Source organism: Capnocytophaga genosp. AHN8471, assembly GCF_016806945.1.
Taxonomy (GTDB): domain Bacteria; phylum Bacteroidota; class Bacteroidia; order Flavobacteriales; family Flavobacteriaceae; genus Capnocytophaga; species Capnocytophaga periodontitidis.
On record NZ_JAESPJ010000011.1, the window covers coordinates 114,200 to 137,113 of the forward strand.

The following is a 22,914-nucleotide window of genomic DNA, read 5'->3' on the forward strand; positions in this document are numbered from 1 at the left end:
AATTAATGTTTATAGTGCCTAAATATTCCTGAATCGGTGGCAGTCCAGAGGGCGTATTTTTGTCCGGCAGCGCGAAGCCCATAGTCCGCCCAAGTATTGCAGGTATAGAGAAAGTTGTAAGTGCTTTTGGCTTCGTAGAAAGCATCGGTAGTGCCATAAACGGCATTGGTGGGTATAGGGATGTATTTACCTTGTGCATCTTTGTCGAACTGCTGGTCGATATAGCTTACCAAACGCTTGTATTGTGCAGCTGTAAGAGTTAGTTGTGCTACTTTTTCATATCCTTCGGTACCTCCTAAATAGGTGGTGTGCATAGCCGAATCACTCATCCAAAAAGCAGCTTTTACTGCTGTAGAGAACTTTAAATCAGCCCAAGTAGGGGTATTAAGGTAAAAGCCTTTGTCGCCCCAACCAAAAGCCAACCAATCGCCTCTCTTTTTTCCTTTGGTATCATTAGGGGAAACTTTGGTAGTCCAATCTATAAACTCATTTTGAGTAGGTAGTACCAAATCGGTGTGCATTCCGTTAGAGAGAAGGTAAATGGTAATAGTTTTGGGTTCAGTTGTTTTTTCTGCAGAAATGGGAATTAATGGCAACAGCAAGCACAGCACCCCATAGAGCACTACAAAACCTACCACAAAGAGTAGGGTTTTTAGGAAATATTTTAAAAGTTTTTTAATCATAGAGAGCTTCCGAGAGTTGTAGTTTTTATTTTATGACAAATCTCTTGGATTACTTCATCGATATCACTGTACTGAAAATCGATAAACTCTTTTATTTTATCGCCATTATAAGTCCTTATTAAGCCGAGAGCATCAGCTGTTTGGAGAGTGAGGGTTCGCTTTTTGATACCCAAGAAACTTAAAAAGCCGTCTAAACGCGCGAAACGACGCAATACTTTATGAGAAATCTTTTTAGTAGGAGCTTTCACTCCTAATCCTTTGGCTATCTTCTCAAAAAGTGATTGATAAGTAAGGTTAGCCGTATTCAGCACAAAGCGTTCTCCCGTAACTTCGGAGAATTGTAAGGCAATCATTGCGCGTACGACATCGTCTACCGCGACAAAACCTGTACCTCCTGTGGGGTAATATTTCTGTCCATCAGCTACTTTTTTAAACCACAAGCCAGAGCCTTGTTCGGAGAAATCAGCAGCCAACACCACTGAAGGATTTACAATAACCACTGGCAATCCTTCTTGCGAGCCGCGCCATACTTCCATCTCACCACCGTTCTTACTGATAGCGTAATCAGTGTTATTGTCCTCATTATTCCAATCGTTTTCCTCGTCAATAGGTGTGTGAGGCGAAGCAGAAAGGGTAGCTACAGAACTCACATAACAGAGTTTTTTTACCTTAAAATCAATACACAAGTTTACGATATTGGCCGTTCCCTCTACATTCACTTTGATGAGCTGAGCAAAATCTTTAGGTTGGAAAGAGATAAAGCCTGCACAGTGAAAAACAAAAGTAACATTCACAAATGCTTTTTCAAGCGCTGGAATGTTACTTATATCGGCTTCTACCCATTCAATAGAGCGGAATTGTTCCGCTCCATTGGGGGATTGTTGTATAAAAAGTTGTTCGATTTTTTCTAACGAATGGGCATTACGATAGATAGCCCTTACTTTATGCTCCTTGTTTTGAGTAAGGTAAAAAAGCAAGCGGCTACCAATCAGCCCTGTTCCGCCAGTTACTAAAATCATTATTTTTCGTCTAAAGGAATACGTTCGTCGATAAGTTTGAGAGCTATAGGCGAATCGTTCTCGTTGTAGAATTCGAAGAGGTCGAGGATAGAGTGTACCAAACGTTCTTCTTCTAACTGTTCTTGAACGAACCATTGCAAGAAGTTTTCGGAAGCGTAATCATCTACTTGGCGTGCTTTTTTGAAAATTGCGAAGATAGATTGAGTAACTTTGATTTCGTGTTCCAAAGTTTTTTCGTAAACTTCTTTAAGTGAATCAAATTCTTGTTGTACCTCACCTACTTTAGGAGCAAAAGCACGTGCGCCATTTTCGTTGAGGAAGCGGAAGATTTTCATCATATGATCTCTTTCTTCTACAGCGTGGTCATAAAAGAACTCGGCACTGCGAGAGTAGCCATTATATTCAGCCCAAGAAGCCATAGCCAAGTAGAGAGAGCTTGCTTCAGCTTCTTTACTTACCTGTTCATTCAATAGGTCGATAATTTCAGGGTGCAAACTAGTTTGCGATCTGGTGTACTTGTGTTTTGTCATTATAAAAAATTGTTTTTAAGTTTTTTAGTGGGCGCAAAGATAGTAATTATTTGCTAAATACGGATAAAAGAGTTGTAATTTAGACGTGTTCTTCCAAATACGCCTTTCGCACTTTTTTGAAGAGTTCCGATGAATACACGAAATCGGTAACGGCTTCATTGTCTGTACGGAAAATAGTATCTTTAGAACCTTCCCACTCTTTGTATCCATTTTTCAAGAAAACAATCTTAGCCCCTATTTCCATTACGGAGTTCATATCGTGAGTGTTGATAACAGTGGTGATATTGAACTCTTGGGTGATTTCTTGAATAAGGTTATCTATTACTATAGAGGTTTTAGGGTCGAGACCTGAGTTAGGTTCGTCGCAGAACAAGTAGTTAGGATTGTTTACAATAGCGCGAGCAATAGCCACCCGTTTTTGCATACCTCCAGAAATTTCTGAAGGCAATTTATTTTCAGCATTTACCAAATTCACCCTACTGAGCACTATATCAGCGCGCTCACGGATTTCATCAGCTGATTTTTGGGAGAACATCTTCAAAGGAAACATCACATTTTCGAGTACCGTCATCGAATCGAACAAGGCACTACCTTGAAATACCATTCCCATTTTTTGGCGGAGGGCTACTTGTTCTTTGCGTTTCATATCGGCGTACTTCACCCCATCGTAGATAATGTCACCTGAATCGGGGGTAAAGAGCCCTAAGAGTGATTTGAGGAATACTGTTTTGCCTGAACCACTTTGCCCAATAATAAGGTTTGTTTTACCTTTCTCGAATGTAGTGGAAATGCCTTTCAGCACTTCAGTTCCATTGAAAGATTTATGTAAATTTTCTACTTGTATCATAGTTCAGCCGAGGCTACCACTGCCTCTTTGTTTATCTTTTTCACCAAACCTTGTAGTACTTTACCAGGTCCCACTTCAATAAATTCGGTAGCTCCATCAGCAATCATTTGTTGTACGCTTTGTGTCCATTTCACAGGAGCGGTAAGTTGCTTAATAAGGTTGGTTTTGATAGCATTTTCATCGCTTACGGCTGTAGTGGTTACATTTTGATATACAGGGCATAATGGTTTATGGAATGCTGTTTGTTCAATTGCTGCAGCTAATTCTTCTTCAGCAGGTTTCATCAATACAGAATGGAAAGCCCCACTTACAGATAAGATAAGTGCTTTCTTAGCGCCTGCTTCTTTCATCTTTTCGCAAGCCGCTTCTACTGCTTTGAGTTCGCCTGAAATCACCAACTGACCTGGACAATTATAGTTGGCAGGAGTTACAATCCCGTCGATTGTTGCACAAAGTTCTTCCACTTTAGCATCCTCTAAGCCCAATACAGCAGCCATTGTACCAGGTTGTAATTCGCAAGCCTTTTGCATAGCAGCTGCACGTTTGGCTACTAATTGCAAACCATCTTCAAATGAGAGGGTTCCATTGGCTACTAAAGCAGAAAATTCACCTAATGAATGTCCTGCAACCATTTGAGGAGCAAAATTTTTACCGAGCACCTTACTAAGGATTACTGAGTGCAAGAAGATTGCAGGCTGGGTAACTTTGGTTTGCTTAAGGTCTTCATCAGTACCACTGAACATTATATCGGTAATGGAGAATCCGAGAATGCCATTAGCCGCTTCAAAAAGCGCTTTGGCTTGAGCAGATTTTTCATATAAGTCAAGCCCCATACCTACAAATTGGGCTCCTTGACCAGGGAAGATGTATGATTTCATTTATTTTATTTTTATTGTTAGAAATTACAAAGCTACTGTTTTTTTATAGAATTACAAAATATTGAGTGGAATATTTTATTTTTTTATCTCACTATAATAAAAATGCAGTTCATATTCTTTTTGATATTCTCCTTGCCGTTTATAGTAAAATGTAGCACTAAAGAGAGCGTGAGTAGAATCAAAACCTACAGTTCCTAATGCACCTTCATCTACTATTGATTTACGCAAGATAGAAGTGTTATACTCATAGATTATTTTATTCTCTTCTTCCCAGTTATCAGTGTCAAAATTATAGCGATAATCAATAGTGAGTATGCGGTTATTTTGTGCGTCGTATTGGTTTACGGTTTTTATTTTATCTTTTTTTACTTCGTTAAAAATAGAGAGTTTTTCAGTCATATTCTTATGAGTATCATACTGGTAAGATTGTTGTTCTATCATTGCAAAAACATCTTTTTCTTTATCCCAGTTACTATGAATATACGCTTGCAAGCAATCATTTTCATTATATTTTTCTTCTAGAAGGTAGTCGTTTTCCCACTGTTGTTGTTTTTCATTCCATTTTTGTCTTAAACGAGATATTTTTGTAGGGTTAAGAGTTAATTTTGTGCTGTTTTTCTCTTTAGGAATCCATTTGCCATTAAGCATTTCACTGTAAATAGAATAAGCGCCAACAATAGTATCCTCAGCATATTCATATTTTGCTTCTTCAACCCATTTATCAGTTTTATAAGTAGATTTTAACTCTGATTTTTTTATAGTATCATTCTCATAAACTGTTATGATTCTCTTTTGAGGCAACCACTGATTTTTATTTTCATCTCTACTATAATGAGTAAGTTCAGTAGTTTTGTTTTGTTTATTCTGTAAGTATATACTTTGGGTTTTGGGTTGCCATTTAGAGCCTTCAGTACATTCATATTTTGTATAAAAGAAGAACTTTCCTTTTTTGATAAGTTCTTCTTTTCGTTCTTTTATCCATTCATTTCTAAAAGCATTATAAGAAGAAGTAATTTTCTTATCTTTATCATTCACATACTCTTCTTTTTTCACTTTTTTCCACTTATCACTATCTTTTTTTCGAGTGTATTCTTCATATAAAACCAGTTGATTTTGTTTATCATAGAAATAAATAGACTTTGTAACATAAGGTTTTCTTATCATCAAAGAATATTCCTTAATAAGTTTACGTTTGGAGGAGTCATAGTATTGTTTAGTAGTATAGCTTCCCTCTCTGTCATATCCATTTATAGCAAAGAGTTTTCTTTGTACACTATCCAAATGCACTTTTTGAGCTTGCAACGTTATACTTGCAAATAAGATCAAAAACAGAGTGATATTTTTCATATATTTAGGCATTCTTTTAAAATATTAAAAGCTACTGTAGATTTATGTTGGAGTGGAAAAGCTTTTTGCTCGTTTTTAGTAATAAAAGTAACTTTATTAGTATCGGTACCAAAACCTGCCCCTGCATCGCGCAATGAGTTGAGTACAATGCCATCTAAGTTTTTTTTCTCCAATTTAGTTTGGGCATTAGCCACCTCATTTTCAGTTTCTAAGGCAAAGCCAATGAGTGTTTGGGTAGTTTTAATCTTACCTAAAGACGCTAATATATCGACGGTAGGGACTAAGGTTAGACTGAGATTACCGCCTTTCTTTTTAATTTTTTCGGGGGCTACAGTTTCGGGGGTATAATCGGCGACGGCTGCGGCGAGAATGGCAATATCGCAAGAAGGAAATTCGGTTACAGCAGCTTCGTACATCTGTTGAGCGCTTACCACCCGATGTAAATGAATTTGTGAGTGAATATTTTTTTCGGAAGAAGGTCCTAACACTAAATGTACTTCAGCACCTTGTCGTACAGCTTCATTAGCAAGAGCAATTCCCATTTTGCCAGAAGAGAAATTCCCTATAAATCGCACGGGGTCGATTGCCTCATAAGTAGGGCCTGCTGTGATAAGTATTTTTTTACCTTTAAGAGGAAGATTTTCGGTGAGTGTATTTTCTATAAAGAGCACTATATCTTCGGGTTCAGCCATACGTCCTTGTCCTACAAGTCCGCTAGCGAGTTCACCATAAGTTGCGGGAATAATGTGATTGCCATAGGATGCTAATTTTGCTAAATTCTCGGTAACCGTAGGGTGGGCATACATATCCAAATCCATTGCAGGAGCAATGAATACGGGTGCTTTAGCGGAGAAATAAGTAGCCAATAGTAAGTTATCACATACCCCGTGAGCCATTTTAGCAATGGTATTAGCCGTAGCAGGAGCGATGAGCATCACATCAGCCCATAGTGCTAACTCCACGTGGCTATGCCAATCACCCTCGGGAGATGAGAAGCTTGTAAGCACAGGATTTTTAGACACAGTGCTAAGGGTAAGAGGCGTTACGAACTCCTTTGCATTTTCGGTAAGGATTACCCTTACATTATATCCTTTTTTAGTGAGCAAGCGCACTAACTGAGGCGTTTTATAGGCGGCAATTCCAGCTGTGACACCAAGTACTATATTCATAATTAAAATAGATTGAAAAAGGCTTTAAACGGCAAGCGAGTGCTTACTGCTTAAAGCCTAACAAACAATTTATAAATACCCATTTTTATTCGGTTTCACGGTAGTATACCTTACCATCCAACCATTCTTTTACAGCGATGGCTTGAGGTTTAGGCAAACGCTCGTAGAAACGAGATACTTCTATTTGTTCTTTGTTCTCAAAGATTTCCTCTAAGCTATCGTTATTAGTAGCGAAAGCCTCTAACTTTTCTACCAATTCTTTTTTAATTTCGGCGTTTATTTGGTTAGCACGTTTGGCAATAATAGAGATGGCCTCGTAAATATTACCAGTAGGTGCTTCTATAGCCGATTTGTTGTAAGTAATCGTAGAGGTAGGAGCATCTATTTTTTTAAAATCCATAATGTAATTATTTTTGTGATGTAAAACTTTTTAGTGATGTATTAATTTTAGCGAGCATATTCTCAGCTTCCTTTTTGAATTTGCTTTCAGGGTAAGCACGCAACAAGTTGTCGTAGGCTTCTTTAGCGGTATTGAGGCGTTCTTCTTTTTTGCTTTCCACACTATTGATCGCCCACTCATAAGCTGAGTGCAAACGGGTGTACAAAGCTTCTTCTCTGAAAGGACTTCCAGGATTATTGGTCAAGAAATTATCTAATGATTTCATCGCTGCCTGATAGTCACGAATCTTATCGTATTGTTTGGCAATTTCAAAATCTTTTTTCTCTAAACGCGTTACCAAATCCAAGGTAAGTTCATTAGCCTCTTTGGTATACTCACTATTAGGGTATCTATCCAAAAAGTACTGCAGTTTTTCGAGTGCCTGATAAGTATAGGTTTGATCTACACTATACTTAGGTGTTTCTAAGTATAGTGATTTAGCTTCTAAAAAGGAAGCTTCGGTAGCTTTTTCACTACGAGGGTACAGCTTCTGCAAACGTTCGAATTGATAGGAAGCTAAACTATACTGCTTGAGTTGATAACAAGCGTCACCATACATATAGTAGATGCGTTCCCCTTGAGGTTTTCCTGCATATTCTGAGGCTATTTGTTCAAAAAGACGATTCGCTTTTTTGTATTTTTTAGCCTTATAGAGCTTTTCGGCTTCGATGTATTTGACACTTCCATCTGTAGATTTGAGGGCTTTTTGGTACTCACCACAGGAGGCAAAAAGCACACCGAGCAGACCGATGATGATATATTTTTTCATTAACATTCGGCAAAAGTAAAAAGTTTTTCTGAAATAACAAAATTATGTGAGCATTCCGCCATCTACATTGAGTACTTGCCCAGTGATATAAGCCGACATATCGGAGGCTAAAAACACGCAAGCATTGGCTACATCTTCAGGCTGTCCGCCACGTTTAAGAGGAATAGCATCACGCCATCCTTGTACTACTTTTTCATCGAGTACAGCAGTCATTTCAGTTTCGATAAAACCTGGCGCAATGGCATTACAGCGGATGTTACGAGAGCCTAATTCCAAGGCTATCGACTTAGTAAAGCCGATAATTCCTGCTTTAGAGGCAGCATAGTTAGACTGACCAGCATTACCTTTCACTCCTACCACGCTACTCATATTGATAATAGAGCCTTTGCGCTGTTTGAGCATCACACGTTGTACTGCTTTGGTCATATTAAACACAGATTTGAGGTTTACTTCGATTACTTTATCGAAATCCTCTTCACTGATACGCATCAGTAGGTTGTCCTTAGTAATACCAGCGTTATTTACAAGGATATCAACGGTGCCAAACTCGGCAACTACAGCATCGACAAATTCTTGAGATTGAGCAAAGTTAGAGGCATCACTTTGGTAGCCTTTCACTTTTACACCTTGTGCAGCTAATTCATTTTCTAAAGTTTTTGCAGCCTCTACTGAAGAGCTGTATGAAAAAGCAATGTTCGCTCCGTGAGCGGCAAATACTTCGGCTATACCACGACCGATGCCACGACTAGCACCAGTGATAATAGCGGTTTTTCCTTCTAATAATTTCATATTATAATTGTTAATTATCTTTAACCTCCTACGCGTTTTACTTTAAATCCTTTTTCTTTAAGGAGTTGCATAATAGTATCGCGGTAATCACCTTGTATGAGGATAGAGTCGTCTTTCACTGTTCCTCCTACTCCAAGGTATGTTTTGAGCTCTTTTGCTAATATTTTGAAATCGCTATCTGCTCCATTATAACCTTCGATTACAGTTACGGGTTTGCCTTTGCGCTTTTCGTATTTACAAAGCAAAGGCTCATCTTGCAACCATATAGTAGAAGGAGTTTCTTGAGGAGTTTCTTCTTCTATATGATCAGGAAAAAGATTTTTAAGTTGGTCTCTTAAGTCCATACTTATTTTACTTTGGTATAGTTGATAATCAATTTTATATCTTTAATCACCACGCCTAAGGGGGTAGCAAGAGCTGTTTTAGCTATTTTACCATCACCACTTGCACTTTTATAACTACCTACAGCAGTTTGCTTGATATTAGATCCTATAGCAATTGCTAAAGGAACATTGGTAGTATTATTTGTTACCATATTGAGGATGTGATTGGTAATTCTCAGTTGATAATATTTACCTACTCCGTTTTCTTTTTGCAATCTACCTAAGTGCACCAAGTGTGAATAGGAAGATTGATTGTTATTAGCTGTAGGGTCGTACTGATAATCGGCTAATACAGCGCCCGTTTGAGTATTGTAGATATAGAGGCGGTCGGGGGTTTTAGTATAAGTAACACTATTATCTACATAGAAAAATAGACTTGCATCGGTAACTAACCACTTTTCAGATTTGATGCGAGCAATATCGGTATCTGAAATGGTAATAGAAGCAGTTTGCCCTAAAGCGCCACTCAAATAGATTTTACTAGTATCGGTAAGGCTTTCACCAGCATTGTTGAAAAGGTTTAGAGCAATGCCATTGAGGGGCAAATCATAACGGCTATATTGTGTTTTAGTAGCAGTGCTACCACTTACATAAGCGGTATAGCTATATTCTAACTGTATTTTGGCATTTGCTATATTGAGGAGCATCATCACATCTTTAGAGAAGTTAGAGGTACTGATTTGTATCCCTTTAAAATACTTTTTAAAGTCGTTTACATTTGTCAATTCGTTGCTTCCTTCCTTATCTAATATTTTTGTTTGGAAGAAAGTAGTGTTAAGGGGGATGCGCAATCCAGGAGCTAAATTATCGTATACTGTTTTAGACTCATCGGTAGTAGTTTTAGGATCATCAAACTGGAAGCGTGTAATCGTTTTATTACTAATAGTAGTAGCTGAAGTAGTAGCTGAAACGATGGAACTACCTAAATTTGTAAGTACTTCAGTATTATTAGAATAATAGACTTTAGCTTTCAGGTCGGTACCTATATCACTAAGGAAGTAATTTGTTTCTTTTACTTCTACACGGAAAGAAGCACTTTTGTCGCCATAAATAGAATCTAATTGGTATTCAGCATTTTGGCTATAGGTAGCATTATTATTTAAACTATTAGGGTTGAAGAAAGGGATGTACAAATATGCCTTAGTTACTTTTTCGTTTTCAGGTTTGTTTTCGCTATTTTCTAACGCTTGAGTTTTGCTACCAAAAGTAGGGGCAGCCGTTGAGAGCCCTACTTGTGCTACAATAGTAGCTGATTTAGTACCAAAAGGCGCTTGAGTGTATTGCCCAAGCAAATATCCACCTAAGCCATTGGTTTGTACGGCAGTTTGTTTGATTTGGTTCACCGAAATAGTAGGGGTGAAGACACTGGTTTCGTAGTTAGGATTTTTGAGGAGTGCGCCATCTATTTCGTTGAAATCGTCGGAAGAGCAGGCGCTAAAAAGCGTTAGTACAGTGAGGGAAAAAAGTAATTTGTAAGTGTTATTCATTCGTTTATTGTTATTTCTTTAGTATTTTAGTGTAAAATTCGCGGTAAGACTCTTGGAAGGTTTCTTTATCGCTATTGTAAATCACTGGTTTTCTCAAGTTTTTGAGATAAGTTTTGAAATCGTCGGGCATCTTTTCACTCACTACAATTACGCCATCGGAATGCTTGATAGCGATGCGCATCAGGTTGTAGTAAGTAGGGTTTTTGAGGGGGTCGATTGTTTTTTTGCTAATGCCATCAAAAGCTACTTTGTTGATTAAGGCAGAATCGAGAGCTCCATCGTAATCACTATCGAACACAGAGGTAATGATTTTACTTTCGGAAAAGATAGGTTCATCTTTATAGTAAGTGCGCAAATAGAGAGGTAACAAAGCAGACACCCAGCCGTGTATGTGGATGATATCGGGTAACCAATTGAGTTTTTTCACAGTTTCGACGATACCTTTGGCGAAGAAGATACAGCGCTCATCGTTATCGGGATACATATTGTTTTCTTCATCAAAGAGTGTGCCAGTACGTGTGAAATACTCGTCATTATCAATAAAGTACACTTGTATGCGTTCCTTAGGGATAGAAGCTACTTTGATGATGAGAGGTACATCGATATCGTTGATGACAATATTCATACCCGATAGGCGTATCACTTCGTGTAGCTGGTGACGGCGTTCGTTGATATTGCCAAATTTAGGCATAAAGATACGTATTTGACCGCCGTTAGCATTCACCATTCTGGGGGCTTCAAACGACATTTTAGCTAATTCACTATAAGGTGAATAAGGCAATACTTCAGACGATACATAGAGTACTTTTTTATCTTTCATAAAGAGTATTTCTTTAAATTATTTTGCTCTTAGAAGGCACAAAAGTACAAAAAAATATGCACATATCCATAAAATTATATAAGTTTGCACCCAAAAAAGATTTTATATCGATGATTTACACACAGCAAAAGGAACTCCATTTACTTATGGAAACCCTTAGAAATCAGGGAAAAACAATAGGTTTAGTACCTACTATGGGTGCTTTACACGACGGGCATTTATCGCTTGTAAAAAAAGCTAAAGAAGAGAACGACATAGCCGTTGTGAGTATTTTTGTGAACCCAACACAATTCAACAATCCTACCGATTTAGAGAAGTATCCACGTACCTTAACAGCCGATGCTGATAAGATTGCCCAATATAGCAAAGAGGTAATTATTTTTGCTCCTGCTGTTAGCGATATTTACGGCGATGAAGTAGTAGCTCAGCCATTTGACTTTGCTGGATTAGACAAAGTAATGGAAGGCACATCGCGACCCGGGCATTTTGATGGTGTAGGTACGATTGTTAAAAAACTTTTCGAAATTGTAATGCCCGACAGAGCTTACTTTGGTGAAAAAGACTACCAACAACTGCTCATCATCCAGCAAATGGTACGACAAACAGGCTTACCTGTGACTATCGTCCCCTGCCCTATCGTGCGCAATAGCGAAGGGTTAGCCCTCAGTTCACGCAATGCTTTACTAAGTGAAGCTATGATACATCGCGCTTCTTTCATTTACCGTACCCTACTCGCTGCCAAAGAGCGTTTCGCTACTCATACTCCTGCTGAAGTAGAAGCGTGGGTGGTGAATACTTTTGCCAAAGAACCCGATTTTACTTTAGAGTATTTTACTATTACTGATGCTCATAACTTGCAACACGCAACTACCAAAGAAGCAGGGAAAGAGTACCGCGCTTTTATAGTGGTACACGCTGAGGGAGTGAGACTCATAGATAATTTATCAATGTGATGATTTGGCAATTAGCCCCTGAAGGGGACAATCTGGAAAAGTGAGAGCAATGGGAGGTGCGGGAGCGACAGATAACGATTTGATGATTTGGTAGGGGCGTTTGCAAAACGCCCCTACATAACATACTCTAAACAGAGTATTCAACTCTGCAAAAGGTATGAGCTCACGGGTAGTTTTTGTTACTTGTTACCTATTGTTACTTGAACTTAATTTCCTTTGGTTACTATAAATATATTTTCTTTCTCAACTCCTATCACTTCGTGTTCTACATCTACAGGGATTTGATAGGTATCGAGGTCTTTGAGTACAACTTCTTCACCATTAATAAGAAAACGCACAGTTCCTTTTACCATAATAAGGGTTGCAGGGATATTAGTAGTATGTTTTTTTAGTACAGCTCCTTCACCTAAAGCTATGGCTACTTGTCTCACATTTTGACCATCTTTTACGAAATAGGTAGTTTGTTTATCGTTGCGGAAAGTAAGTTTATCGGCTAAATTTACTTTTTGCAAAGATTTTATATGCTCTACAGTTTTGCCATTGACGGCTGTAATATTGTGCTTCTTGAGAATATCTTGTGCTTTGCCTGCACGAATGCCTCGACGACAAAAGAGTACAACATTCTCTTTTCCTCTTAATTCTTGCCATCGAGCTCCTATTTCTTCCAATGGGATATTGATTGCTCCTTCGGCTGTACCTTTGGCAAATTCTTCAGGGGTACGCACATCAATTAAAGTAGCATTTTTAGCATTAACACGCTCGGCGAGCGTTTGGGATTTTGCTGTAATCATTGTAAGCAAAAACATTCCTAAAGTTATTGAATATTTCATTATTGTTAGTTTGTTTGTTAGTTTACTATGTTTTAGGGGCAGGGGTTAGTTTATTATTTTATTTTTTCGGAAAGTTCGACCAAGCGAATGAACTCTTTGCGATAGCCCTCCTCATCTTTTCCAGTCGCATTCTTAGCTAAATCTATTACTTGTTTATATGAGGATTTTGCTTTGTATTTAGAATTTCTTAAGAGCATTCCCCATTCGGCAACAGCGGCGGCAAAGCGATAATCATCATCGGTTTGGGAGAAGTCGGTGAGAGTAAAAGGAATAGGAGTGCTTTCTTCTACGCTTTTAGCATCTTTTACCACAGGGTCTTTATAACGTATTTTGAGGAAAGCTAATTCATTAGCAAATCCTTCTTTCACTTGTTTTTGATAACGCAACCCATCGGTAGTAGCTCCTTTGGTAGGTATCAATTCATACAAAGCAGTTACAGTATGTCCTGCACCTATCTCACCAGCATCTTTCTTGTCGTCTTCAAAATCTTCATTGGCTAAAGCGCGGTTTTCATAGCCTACCAAGCGGTATTCTTTCACATATTGAGGGTTGAATTCTAACTGTAGTTTCACATCTTTGGCTACGGTGTAAAGTGTACCACCAAATTCATTTACCAATACTTTTTTAGCTTCAGTAAAATTATCGATATAAGCATAGTTACCATTTCCTTTGTTGGCAATAGTTTCTGCCATATCATCGCGGTAATTTCCCATACCATAGCCCAATACCGAAATATAAATTCCATTGTTGCGCTTCTCTTCTACCAAACGTTGCAACTCATCACGTGAAGAAATTCCTACGTTGAAATCACCATCGGTAGCCAAGATAATACGGTTATTACCTTTGGGTAAAAAGTTTTTTTCGGCTACTTCATAGGCAGTTTGTAATCCTGCTCCTCCTGCTGTAGATCCACTAGCTACCAAATCGTCTATCACTTTGGAGATTTTCTCTTTTTCTTTCGCTGGAGTAGAAGGTAAAGCAATACCTGTTTGACTTGCATAGACTACAATCGCTATCCTATCTTCTGGACGTAAGTTATCCAAAAGCAATTTGAACGATGCTTTGAGTAGAGGCATTTTATTGGGCTCGTCCATAGAACCTGAGGTATCTATTAGAAACACTATATTAGAAGGTGGCGCTTTGGTAAGATCTATTTTCTTTGCTTGTAATCCAATGCGCAACAGATAATTATCAGGATTCCAAGGACAGCTACTTAGCGTTGTTGTAGCATTGAGAGGTGTTTTGCTACCTTCGGCTGGAGGTGTATAGTTATAATCAAAATAGTTGATAAGCTCCTCTATGCGCACAGCATCTTTATGAGGCTTTTGTCCGTAGTTGAGCATACGGCGCACATTGCTGTAAGAGGCTCTATCTACATCGGCAGAGAAAGTTGTTACGGGGTCTTTCGATGTTTTCTTAAAGCCGCCTTCATCTATCGCTTTATAAGTCTCGCGAGAAGTATTTAAAGTATAGCCATTTTTTGTTCCATAATTTCCACTAACACTTCCTGCACCTCTTATACGTATAGAAGAACTAGTTACGTCTCGTCTTTTTGCAGTTTCATAACTTGTTACCACCACTTCTTGAAGGGCAACGTTATCTTCTTCTAAAACTACATTGATGACTTTTTGCCCATTAACTTTCACTTGTTTGGTTTTCATTCCTAAAGAAGAAAACTCTAGGATATCACCATTCTTTACTTTGATAGTGTATTTACCATCAAAATCAGTAGAAACTCCTTGGGTAGTTCCTTTGATGAGTACTGAAACTCCAGGTAAAGGATTGTTAGAAACATCAGTAACCTTTCCTGTTACTTCATACTCTTGTGCGTAGAGGCTTCCTATAAACAGGAAGCAGAATAATAAAATTTGTTTCATACTATTAGTTATTTGGATTTGGGTTATTATTTTAACGTGAGTTCGGCGTAAGTAATTATTTAACAATCAGTAAAATATTTTTAATCTCCCACGAATTACACGAATTTTCACGAAATTGAGAATGCATAAAACTCCTTATTTTATATTATCTCACGAATTTTCACCTGACGGTGTTACAAAGCTGTAAATCAATATTCTGTTATATCGAACTAACGTTATTTTATTTTTTCGGAAAGCTCAACTAAATCTATAAATTCTTTACGGTAGCCTTCTTTGTCTTCACCGAGAGCGTTTTTGGCTAATTCGAGTACTTGATTATAAGAAGATTGTGCTTTGTATTTAGAATTTCTTAGGAGCATTCCCCATTCGGCAACAGCAGCGGCAAAGCGATAATCATCATCGGTTTGGGCGAGGTCGGTGAGAGTAAAAGGAATAGGAGTGCTTTCTTCTACGCTTTTAGCGCGTTTGATGTAAGGGTCTTTATAGCGTATTTTGAGGAAAGCGAGTTCATCTTTATGAGCTTGTGTATTTTGCTTTTGGTAGCGCAACTCGTCAGTTGTTTTTCCTTTAGCAGGCACTAATTCATAGAGCACTGTTACAGTATGTCCTGCACCTATTTCGCCAGCATCTTTACTATCATCTTTAAAGTCTTCATTGGTTAAGGCACGGTTTTCATAGCCTATTTGGCGGTATTGTTTCACATATTGGGGGTTGAATTCTAACTGTAGTTTCACATCTTTGGCTACGGTGTAGAGCGTACCACCAAATTCATTCACCAATACTTTTTTTGCTTCGGCGATATTATCGATATAGGCATAATTACCATTTCCTTTATTGGCTATAGTTTCGAGCATATCATCGCGATAATTACCCATACCATAGCCCAATACAGATATATAGACTCCGCTTTGGCGTTCTTTTTCTACCAAGCGTTTCAATTCGCCATCGGAGCGCACACCGACATTGAAATCACCATCGGTAGCTAATATAATGCGGTTGTTTCCTTTTTCGATAAAGTTCTCGCGGGCAATTTGATAGGCTTTTTGAATACCAGCTCCTCCAGCGGTAGAGCCACCTGCTTCTAAGTTTTCTAAAACCTTAATAATTGTATCTTTTTCTTTGGCAGGTGTAGAAGGCAAAGCTACCCTTTCAGCTCCCGCATAGACTACAATCGCTACCCTATCTTCAGGACGCAAGCTTTCCAAGAGTAGCTTAAACGACTCTTTAAGTAAGGGCAATTTGTCGGGTGAATACATAGAGCCAGAGGTATCTATCAAAAACACTATATTAGAAGGAGGTGCTTTAGTAAGGTCTATTTTTTTAGCTTGCAACCCGATACGCAACAAATAGTTATCTGTATTCCAAGGACATTTACTTAGGGTAGTGGTCGCATTGAGAGGTGTTTTACTACCTTCGGCTGGAGGAGTATAGTTATAGTCAAAATAGTTGATAAGTTCCTCTATGCGCACCGCATCTTTATCGGGTTTTTGCTTATCATTGAGCATACGACGTACATTGCTGTAGGAAGCATTATCTACATCGGCGGCAAAGGTAGTAAGAGGGTCGGTAGCAGTGCTTTTAAAGCCATTCTCATCAATAGCTTTATAAGTTTCGGTTAGTCTTCTCCCTTGGGGTTTACGTTTTCGTTGTCTTCCTGCTGAGTAGCTTTTTACGGCTACTGCACAAGAAACAACAGATGCTTTCCTTACAGGAGCATAGCCAACTAATACGGTTTCTTCTATCTCGGAAATTTCTTCTAAAGCTATATCAATTACTTTTTGCCCAGTAATTTTGACTTCTTGAGTTTTATAGCCCATAGCAACAAATTGCAAGGTTTTTCCTTTCTTTACCTTAATGGAGTATTTACCTTCTTTATTGGTAGTAACTCCTTGAGCAGTACCTTTAATCACTACTGATACGAATTGCAAAGCTCTGTTTGAAGTATCGGATACAGTACCCGTTACTTCGTACTCTTGCGCGTGGAGACTTCCTATAAACAGAAAGCAGAATAATAAAATTTGTTTCATATTGTCAGTTATTAGATGTTAGTTTATTAGAGGTTAATTGTTAGTCCTTAGGGGACTACCTAACAATTGATTGAGTATTAAAATTTATTTTATTGGACAAGTTAGACGAGTCGGACAATTCGGACGGGTTGGAGGGGTGTTTTACAAAGCAAACGTAGTGTTAAGAGGGGACAACTGATTATCAAGCAATCAACCTTAACTAATCGCAGCCATTTCCTCCATAAAGCGGGTGGCTAAAGCATCGGCTTCTGCCTGAGTTTTAGCCTCAGTATAGATACGGATAATCGGCTCGGTATTCGATTTACGCAAGTGTACCCAGCTGAAAGGAAAGTCAATTTTGAGTCCGTCGATAGTGGTGATTTGCTCGTGTGCGTACTTTTCTTGCATTGCGTGCAACACCTTGTCCGGATTGAGTCCGGTAGTGAGTTGGATTTTATTTTTGCTCATAAAATAAGCGGGATAACTACGACGCAAAGCACTCACAGTAGTATCTTTTTCAACCAAAAGAGAAAGGAAAAGCACTACCCCCACTAAGGCATCACGACCATAATGCAATTCGGGGAAAATGACACCACCATTGCCTTCACCTCCTATCACAGCATTTACTTCTTTCATTTTGGTTACTACATTCACCTCACCAACAGCAGCAGCTGCATATTCTACCCCGTGTTTTTCGGCTATATCGCGCAAAGCACGTGAAGAGGAGAGGTTTGACACCACATTACCTTTCTTTTTACTGAGGTAATAATCGGCGCAGGCAACAAGGGTATATTCTTCACCAAACATTTCGCCTTCTTCGGTAATAAGTGCAAGGCGGTCTACATCGGGGTCTACCACCACCCCTAAATCGGCTTTTACTTCCACTACCTTAGCACAGATATCGGAAAGATGTTCTTTAAGAGGTTCGGGATTATGCGGAAACTGACCGTTAGGTTCACAGTAGAGTGGTACCACCTCAGCACCCAAGCGTTCTAACAAAAGTGGGATAGCGATACCTCCGGTAGAGTTTACAGCATCGACCGCTACTTTGAATTTGCGTTTGCGAATAGCTTCCAAAGTTGCTAATGGCAAGAGCGAAAGCACCGCATCGATATGGCGTTGTATATAAGTATCGTTGTGAGTGATATGCCCTAGTGCATCTACTTCGGCAAAAGTAAACTCATTGGCAGCAGCAATGCGCAAGATTTCTTCGCCTTCCTGAGCGTTGAGAAACTCACCTTTGCTGTTTAGCAGTTTGAGGGCATTCCACTGTTTAGGATTATGACTGGCAGTGAGGATAATACCGCCATCGGCTTGTTCCATAGTAACCGCCACTTCTACGGTAGGGGTGGTACTCAAACCTATATCTACCACATCAATTCCTAAACCTACAAGGGTGTATTGGACGAGATTCTGCACCATTTCACCCGAAATACGCGCATCGCGACCTACAACCACCTTCACACGGGTTTTATAAATATGTTTTTTGAGCCAAGTGCCATAAGCAGCGGCAAATTTTACAGCATCAATGGGGGTTAAGTTGTCATCGGGTACTCCCCCTATAGTACCGCGAATGCCTGATATAGATTTTATTAGAGACATATTCTTACAATTAAAATTTTATAATTTAGAATTAATAAGCGCAAAGGTAATAAATTATTGCGAATTACAAGTTACGAAAGTGATTTTTTTTATCGTTAATTTGCTAATTTACTAATTATTGACTACTTTTGTCGCATCAAACTATTCGTTTATGACAAAACATCAACTCCGCGTGCAAGATGCTCTTAAATTCTTTGCACAGAAAGATACTGAATTAGGCTTTCGCAAACTTTTAGATTGTGTAGCCGACACACAACAAATGCCTCTCTACCTAAAGGCTATAGAACTTACCAACTGGAAGGAAAACAATCCTAATGAGTTGGCTCAACTTACGGAAAAAGCATCTGCACTACTTGAAGAAGTAGGGCAATGCACCGTAGAGGAGGTAATAACTGAAAAAGCTGTGCTTGTTGCTAAAGACATTAAAAAAACCTACAATTCGGGAATGTTTTCATTAGGTCCTGTATCACTTACTATTAATAAAGGACAAGTTTACGGCTTAGTAGGTGAAAATGGCAATGGGAAAACAACCCTTTTGCGCATCTTAGCGCACGACCTCTCTTATAATTCGGGCGAAATAACCTATTACTTCAAAAAAACGCCCACTAATGAATACGATTTACGCACTAAATTAGCTTACATTCCCCAACGCACCGACAAATGGTATGGTAGTTTGAAAGACAATCTCAAATTTACTTTGGCGTGCTATGGTATCCCTGCTGAAGAAAACGAACCACGCACTCTGCTAATGATTGCCCGTTTAGGTTTGTGGAAATACCGCAATCTAAACTGGAATGCGCTATCATCGGGGTATAAAATGCGTTTTGAATTAGCGCGCACCCTATTACGTCAGCCAGAATTATTGCTCTTAGATGAGCCTTTAGGGAACTTAGATGTACTGGCACAACAGGTAATATTAGAAGACCTCAAAATGATAGCTAACTCAGTAAATCACCCTATCGCTTTGATATTGAGCTCTCAACAACTCTTTGAAGTAGAAAAAATATCTGACAAGGTAATTTTCCTCAAAAATGGACAATACCGCGAAAATGTTGAGACTGCCCAAGAGAACACCCCTACCCCACTCATCGTAGAAATTGACACTACTAACAGCAGAGAAGAATTATTAGCAGTATTTAGCACTTTTAATCTTGAAAAATTGCAGTACAACGGAGGTATTTACATCGCTTATTTTACCGAAGGTACTGAATATTCTACTGTGTTAGAAGCTCTTGGTAAAGCTAAAATAGAGCTTACTTATATACGAAATATTTCGGCTTCTACCCGCCGTTTCTTTGTGAGTTAGTTTTTAGGGGTCAGGGGACAGGTTTCAGGTTTTAGCGGTTATAGCTTATTAATTTTAAAACACTCATTATCAATTGAAAAAATATTTATTAGAACGTTATCCAGCAATTTGGAACATTCAGATTGTGTGGCTATTTCCATTAATACTCTTATCCCATTTAGTCTTTTTTGGATTGGGATTTATAATGCTCACTGATAGCACGTTAGGAATTTCCTATTACCCGTGGGGAAACTTGTTTAATGGCTTACCTATGTTGTTAAACTTTATTATAATTGTTTTGCTATTAGTAGGTTGGCTTATTTATTTGTTTAGAAACAATGCTTTTGAGCGTTTCTACCCTGTGAGTCGTTGGCAATTGTTTTGGCGTTTTGTAGTATACTTTGCTGTTATTGGCGGAATTACAAGTTCTAGTTTTTCATTTATGGCAGGTGAGAAAGCTAAAGTATACTGGCGGTATACCGATAGCTACATTCATAGTGTATTACGACAATACCCTGAGGATATTCGCGATTCTGAAAGGGAACAATTATCTGATGATCAACTAAAGGAATATCACATAGTTCATAATGCATCACAAATAAAAAAACAAGTGTTTATAGAAAATTTTGATGATGAAATTTTTCTTGTAATCATTATTGCTTTTGTTTTAACTATATTGATTTTTACAGTACGTATCACCTCATTGCGTACAGTGTTGCTCTCTATTGTTTTCAGTGGCTTGTTGTGCTTGCTGCTTGGCTTAGTGCTCATATTGGTTTTGGAGAGCAATATGTTTGCAATACGAGATGTATATGTAGTGCTGACAATCTTATGGTTGACTTACCTTTCAGTGATTGCTTTATCTATTTTCTCTAACAAAAAACAATACCGAGGTATTGCAATGAATACTTCACTATTTGGTTTTCTACCTATAACAATCACTACTCTAATAGCTATAGGAGAGAGATATAATTGGTGGTATCCTTCATCAAATACTGAGGAAATTTATTATTACTATTATTATTGGTACAATATAAGAGAACTTATAATTTCAATAGTAGGGATACTGCTTTCATTTGTGTTTGTAGGGCTTTATACGAATGTTATCAAACGATGGAAGGCAATGCCGGAGTAGAGTGTCAGGGGTCAAGGGTTAGGTGTTAGGAGGTATAGGTTATTAATTATAAAACACTCATTATCAATTGAAAAAATATTTATTAGAACGTTATCCAGCAATTTGGAATACGCAGGTGGTACTGTTATTACCACTGATATTCTTATCTCATTTAGCCTTTTTCGCTTTGGGATTTATGATGCTCACCGACGGAAAGTTATGTAAGGGGTATTACCCGTGGGGGGACTCGTTTAATGGCTTACCAATGTTGTTAAACTTTATTATAATTGTTTTGCTATTGGTAGGTTGGTTTATCTATTTGTTTAGAAACAATGCTTTTGATCGTTTCTACCCTGTGAGTCGTTGGCAATTGTTTTGGCGTTTTGTAGTGTATTTCGCTGTTATTTTGGGGATTATCAGTACTGGTTTTTCATTTATGACAGGCGAGAAAGCTAAAGTATATTGGCGGTATACTGATAGTTACCTTCACAGTGTGCTACAACAATATCCTGAGTATATTAGTGATTCTGAAATGAAACAATTTTCTGAAGCTCAGCGAGAAGAGTATTACATAGCTCATAATGCATCACTTATAAAAGAGCGAGTGTTTATAGAAAAATTTGATGCGCAAATTAACTTTATAATTATTATCGCTTTTTTACTCACATTATTACTCTTTGCGGTACGTATTACCTCATTGCGTACAGTGTTACTCTCTATTGTATTTAGCGGATTGTTGTGTTTGCTGCTTGCCTTAGTAGTAACACTTATTGTATATGTAGACACAAGTATAAAATTCAAAACATTTGCTGCTTTATCCCTGCTATGGATTAGCTATCTATCGGTGGTTTTCCTATCAATTACATCTAAAAAGAAACTATACCGAGGTATCGCAATGAATGCCACTCTATTTGGCTTTTTTCCTGCTATAGTTATTACTTTTGTAATTATAGAAGATAGGTACAATTTGTGGAAGTTTATAGAATATTATTTAGATCCTATTAAGAATGATATAAAAATACTTATCCTTTGGGGAATTGGAATATTGCTTTCACTTGTGTTTGTAGGACTTTATACGGGAGTTATCAAACGATGGAAGGCAATGCCAGAGTAGGGGTTAGGTATCAGGGGTCAGGGGGCAGGTGTTAGGTTTTAGGGGGGGGTAAATTGTTAATTATTAATTGTAAATTGTAAATTGAAAAAATATTTATTAGAAAATTATCCATTGATTTGGAACACTAAGCTGTTGCCAATGTTAGGTCTCGCTGCTTGCGGACACGTTTTTTTCTTTCTGTTGGGCTATATCGTTGATAAAGGCAGTATATATGAAAGAGTTTATACCATAGGAGAAGAATTTTTCCCTCTTCCTTTTTTGTTACACCTTATTGTGAGTATCTTGCTATTAGTGTTCTGGCTAATGCAACTCTCTAAAAACAATGCTTTTAAACATTTTTACCCCAGCAATCAGCTGAAGTTACTCGGTTTATATACACAATACTTTATAATTATATTTGCGGTACTCACTTTCTCTCTTTCGTTTATGGCTGGCGAAAAAACGCACTTACTTGTGATTGATAGACCGTTTTATGGCGCTGAGGAAGGATCTATTGTGCAAGGGCTGCTCATCGCATCGCTTTTTATCTCATTATTAGTGCTTTGTGTACGGATTACTGAGGTTAGAACCTTATTGCTTACAATTGTATTTTCGGGGGTATTATCACTCGCGTTAGGGATGGTGTCGGCATTTTTATTCAGTATTTTTTCTGATGCCAATTTGTTTTTTTCACTTGTTGTTTGGATGTATGTAGTAATTCCTTTCATTGCTATATTGGTAGTTGTTACTAATTTAGCAACGATGCCCAAACTGTTTTCGGGGATTCTCATCAACTTTTCACTGCTGTTCTTTACCCCTGCCCTTTACGGAGCTATCTTATTAATTTTCAAAGAAGAGACTTTTAACAATATGCCTCTTTTGAATTATGGAGTACTCTTGTCTAATTTCCTTTTCATATTGTTATACGCTCCTATACTGCACCAATGGAGAGCAGTGCCTGAATAGGTGCTAGGTGTCAGGTTTTAGGAGGCAG

Annotated in this window: 22 protein-coding genes; 5 read left to right on the forward strand and 17 right to left on the reverse strand. The window is 38.2% G+C overall.

What is annotated here, in order from left to right; translation table 11 throughout:
- Positions 1-2 precede the first annotated feature (2 nt).
- The 13 genes from JMN12_RS05675 to JMN12_RS05735 form a co-directional block, all read right to left on the reverse strand.
- Positions 3-683 carry a TIGR02117 family protein gene (locus tag JMN12_RS05675; RefSeq protein WP_203137896.1) on the reverse strand — a complete coding sequence of 227 codons (681 nt, stop codon included), beginning with the start codon at positions 681-683 and terminating at the stop codon, positions 3-5.
- Entirely contained in the window at positions 680-1,702 is a 1,023-nt protein-coding gene (locus JMN12_RS05680) for an NAD-dependent epimerase/dehydratase family protein (protein ID WP_203137898.1), read from the reverse strand. Before JMN12_RS05680 ends, JMN12_RS05675 begins: the two co-directional genes overlap by 4 nt.
- Entirely contained in the window at positions 1,702-2,232 is a 531-nt protein-coding gene (locus JMN12_RS05685) for a ferritin (RefSeq protein WP_088594723.1), read from the reverse strand. The genes JMN12_RS05680 and JMN12_RS05685 overlap by 1 nt, the downstream gene beginning before the upstream one ends.
- 79 nt (positions 2,233-2,311) lie before the next feature.
- Positions 2,312-3,079, reverse strand: a complete 768-nt coding sequence (locus JMN12_RS05690; protein WP_088594724.1) for an ABC transporter ATP-binding protein — start codon at positions 3,077-3,079, stop codon at positions 2,312-2,314.
- Complete coding sequence (gene fabD, locus JMN12_RS05695; RefSeq protein ID WP_203137901.1) at positions 3,076-3,957, reverse strand: ACP S-malonyltransferase; 882 nt, start codon at positions 3,955-3,957, stop codon at positions 3,076-3,078. Before fabD ends, JMN12_RS05690 begins: the two co-directional genes overlap by 4 nt.
- Positions 3,958-4,032: 75 nt before the next feature.
- Positions 4,033-5,304, reverse strand: coding sequence for a hypothetical protein (locus JMN12_RS05700; RefSeq protein ID WP_203137903.1), 1,272 nt, complete (start codon positions 5,302-5,304; stop codon positions 4,033-4,035).
- On the reverse strand, positions 5,301-6,473 hold the full coding sequence (gene coaBC, locus JMN12_RS05705) for a bifunctional phosphopantothenoylcysteine decarboxylase/phosphopantothenate--cysteine ligase CoaBC (RefSeq protein WP_203137913.1): 1,173 nt from the start codon (positions 6,471-6,473) through the stop codon (positions 5,301-5,303). The genes JMN12_RS05700 and coaBC overlap by 4 nt, the downstream gene beginning before the upstream one ends.
- An 85-nt stretch (positions 6,474-6,558) precedes the next feature.
- Positions 6,559-6,873, reverse strand: coding sequence for a DNA-directed RNA polymerase subunit omega (locus tag JMN12_RS05710; protein ID WP_009413506.1), 315 nt, complete (start codon positions 6,871-6,873; stop codon positions 6,559-6,561).
- A 7-nt stretch (positions 6,874-6,880) separates the two neighbouring features.
- Positions 6,881-7,687: an outer membrane protein assembly factor BamD gene (locus tag JMN12_RS05715; RefSeq protein WP_002677223.1), complete on the reverse strand. Its 807-nt coding sequence runs from the start codon at positions 7,685-7,687 to the stop codon at positions 6,881-6,883.
- A gap of 36 nt (positions 7,688-7,723) precedes the next feature.
- Positions 7,724-8,470, reverse strand: coding sequence for a 3-oxoacyl-[acyl-carrier-protein] reductase (gene fabG / locus JMN12_RS05720; protein ID WP_203137915.1), 747 nt, complete (start codon positions 8,468-8,470; stop codon positions 7,724-7,726).
- Positions 8,471-8,490: 20 nt separating this feature from the next.
- Complete coding sequence (locus JMN12_RS05725) at positions 8,491-8,814, reverse strand: translation initiation factor (RefSeq protein ID WP_009413508.1); 324 nt, start codon at positions 8,812-8,814, stop codon at positions 8,491-8,493.
- Between the two features lie 2 nt (positions 8,815-8,816).
- Complete coding sequence (locus tag JMN12_RS05730; protein ID WP_203137917.1) at positions 8,817-10,340, reverse strand: DUF4270 domain-containing protein; 1,524 nt, start codon at positions 10,338-10,340, stop codon at positions 8,817-8,819.
- A gap of 10 nt (positions 10,341-10,350) precedes the next feature.
- A complete protein-coding gene (locus JMN12_RS05735; RefSeq protein ID WP_009413510.1) occupies positions 10,351-11,160 on the reverse strand; it encodes a glycogen/starch synthase in 810 nt (269 codons plus the stop codon).
- Positions 11,161-11,216: 56 nt separating this feature from the next.
- On the opposite strand from JMN12_RS05735, the gene panC reads away from it, so the two are divergent.
- Positions 11,217-12,113 (forward strand): pantoate--beta-alanine ligase, encoded by an 897-nt coding sequence (gene panC / locus JMN12_RS05740; protein WP_203081741.1) that lies wholly within the window; start codon positions 11,217-11,219, stop codon positions 12,111-12,113.
- Between the two features lie 206 nt (positions 12,114-12,319).
- Here panC and JMN12_RS05745 read toward each other — a convergent pair whose 3' ends face one another.
- From JMN12_RS05745 to glmM, 4 genes are all read right to left on the reverse strand, one after another.
- Positions 12,320-12,943, reverse strand: a complete 624-nt coding sequence (locus JMN12_RS05745) for a rhodanese-like domain-containing protein (RefSeq protein WP_198467105.1) — start codon at positions 12,941-12,943, stop codon at positions 12,320-12,322.
- Positions 12,944-12,996: 53 nt separating this feature from the next.
- Positions 12,997-14,820, reverse strand: a complete 1,824-nt coding sequence (locus JMN12_RS05750; RefSeq protein ID WP_203137920.1) for a vWA domain-containing protein — start codon at positions 14,818-14,820, stop codon at positions 12,997-12,999.
- A 215-nt stretch (positions 14,821-15,035) separates the two neighbouring features.
- Complete coding sequence (locus JMN12_RS05755; protein WP_203137928.1) at positions 15,036-16,847, reverse strand: vWA domain-containing protein; 1,812 nt, start codon at positions 16,845-16,847, stop codon at positions 15,036-15,038.
- Between the two features lie 195 nt (positions 16,848-17,042).
- Positions 17,043-18,428: a phosphoglucosamine mutase gene (glmM, locus tag JMN12_RS05760; RefSeq protein ID WP_203137935.1), complete on the reverse strand. Its 1,386-nt coding sequence runs from the start codon at positions 18,426-18,428 to the stop codon at positions 17,043-17,045.
- 151 nt (positions 18,429-18,579) lie between these two features.
- Between glmM and JMN12_RS05765 the strand changes: the two genes are divergently transcribed.
- From JMN12_RS05765 to JMN12_RS05780, 4 genes are all read left to right on the forward strand, one after another.
- Positions 18,580-19,734 (forward strand): ATP-binding cassette domain-containing protein, encoded by a 1,155-nt coding sequence (locus JMN12_RS05765; RefSeq protein WP_203137936.1) that lies wholly within the window; start codon positions 18,580-18,582, stop codon positions 19,732-19,734.
- A 73-nt stretch (positions 19,735-19,807) separates the two neighbouring features.
- Entirely contained in the window at positions 19,808-20,848 is a 1,041-nt protein-coding gene (locus JMN12_RS05770; protein ID WP_203137937.1) for a hypothetical protein, read from the forward strand.
- A 67-nt stretch (positions 20,849-20,915) separates the two neighbouring features.
- On the forward strand, positions 20,916-21,941 hold the full coding sequence (locus tag JMN12_RS05775) for a hypothetical protein (protein WP_203137938.1): 1,026 nt from the start codon (positions 20,916-20,918) through the stop codon (positions 21,939-21,941).
- 81 nt (positions 21,942-22,022) lie between these two features.
- Positions 22,023-22,886, forward strand: coding sequence for a hypothetical protein (locus JMN12_RS05780; RefSeq protein WP_203137939.1), 864 nt, complete (start codon positions 22,023-22,025; stop codon positions 22,884-22,886).
- Positions 22,887-22,914 lie beyond the last annotated feature (28 nt).

Excerpts from the sequence above, each read along its gene's own strand:
- JMN12_RS05675 (WP_203137896.1), bottom strand. The coding sequence starts at position 683 with ATGATTAAAAAACTTTTAAAATATTTCCTAAAAACCCTACTCTTTGTG.
- JMN12_RS05680 (WP_203137898.1), bottom strand. The coding sequence starts at position 1,702 with ATGATTTTAGTAACTGGCGGAACAGGGCTGATTGGTAGCCGCTTGCTT.
- JMN12_RS05685 (WP_088594723.1), bottom strand. The coding sequence starts at position 2,232 with ATGACAAAACACAAGTACACCAGATCGCAAACTAGTTTGCACCCTGAA.
- JMN12_RS05690 (WP_088594724.1), bottom strand. The coding sequence starts at position 3,079 with ATGATACAAGTAGAAAATTTACATAAATCTTTCAATGGAACTGAAGTG.
- fabD (WP_203137901.1), bottom strand. The coding sequence starts at position 3,957 with ATGAAATCATACATCTTCCCTGGTCAAGGAGCCCAATTTGTAGGTATG.
- JMN12_RS05700 (WP_203137903.1), bottom strand. The coding sequence starts at position 5,304 with ATGAAAAATATCACTCTGTTTTTGATCTTATTTGCAAGTATAACGTTG.
- coaBC (WP_203137913.1), bottom strand. The coding sequence starts at position 6,473 with ATGAATATAGTACTTGGTGTCACAGCTGGAATTGCCGCCTATAAAACG.
- JMN12_RS05710 (WP_009413506.1), bottom strand. The coding sequence starts at position 6,873 with ATGGATTTTAAAAAAATAGATGCTCCTACCTCTACGATTACTTACAAC.
- JMN12_RS05715 (WP_002677223.1), bottom strand. The coding sequence starts at position 7,687 with ATGTTAATGAAAAAATATATCATCATCGGTCTGCTCGGTGTGCTTTTT.
- fabG (WP_203137915.1), bottom strand. The coding sequence starts at position 8,470 with ATGAAATTATTAGAAGGAAAAACCGCTATTATCACTGGTGCTAGTCGT.
- JMN12_RS05725 (WP_009413508.1), bottom strand. The coding sequence starts at position 8,814 with ATGGACTTAAGAGACCAACTTAAAAATCTTTTTCCTGATCATATAGAA.
- JMN12_RS05730 (WP_203137917.1), bottom strand. The coding sequence starts at position 10,340 with ATGAATAACACTTACAAATTACTTTTTTCCCTCACTGTACTAACGCTT.
- JMN12_RS05735 (WP_009413510.1), bottom strand. The coding sequence starts at position 11,160 with ATGAAAGATAAAAAAGTACTCTATGTATCGTCTGAAGTATTGCCTTAT.
- panC (WP_203081741.1), top strand. The coding sequence starts at position 11,217 with ATGCACATATCCATAAAATTATATAAGTTTGCACCCAAAAAAGATTTT.
- JMN12_RS05745 (WP_198467105.1), bottom strand. The coding sequence starts at position 12,943 with ATGAAATATTCAATAACTTTAGGAATGTTTTTGCTTACAATGATTACA.
- JMN12_RS05750 (WP_203137920.1), bottom strand. The coding sequence starts at position 14,820 with ATGAAACAAATTTTATTATTCTGCTTCCTGTTTATAGGAAGCCTCTAC.
- JMN12_RS05755 (WP_203137928.1), bottom strand. The coding sequence starts at position 16,847 with ATGAAACAAATTTTATTATTCTGCTTTCTGTTTATAGGAAGTCTCCAC.
- glmM (WP_203137935.1), bottom strand. The coding sequence starts at position 18,428 with ATGTCTCTAATAAAATCTATATCAGGCATTCGCGGTACTATAGGGGGA.
- JMN12_RS05765 (WP_203137936.1), top strand. The coding sequence starts at position 18,580 with ATGACAAAACATCAACTCCGCGTGCAAGATGCTCTTAAATTCTTTGCA.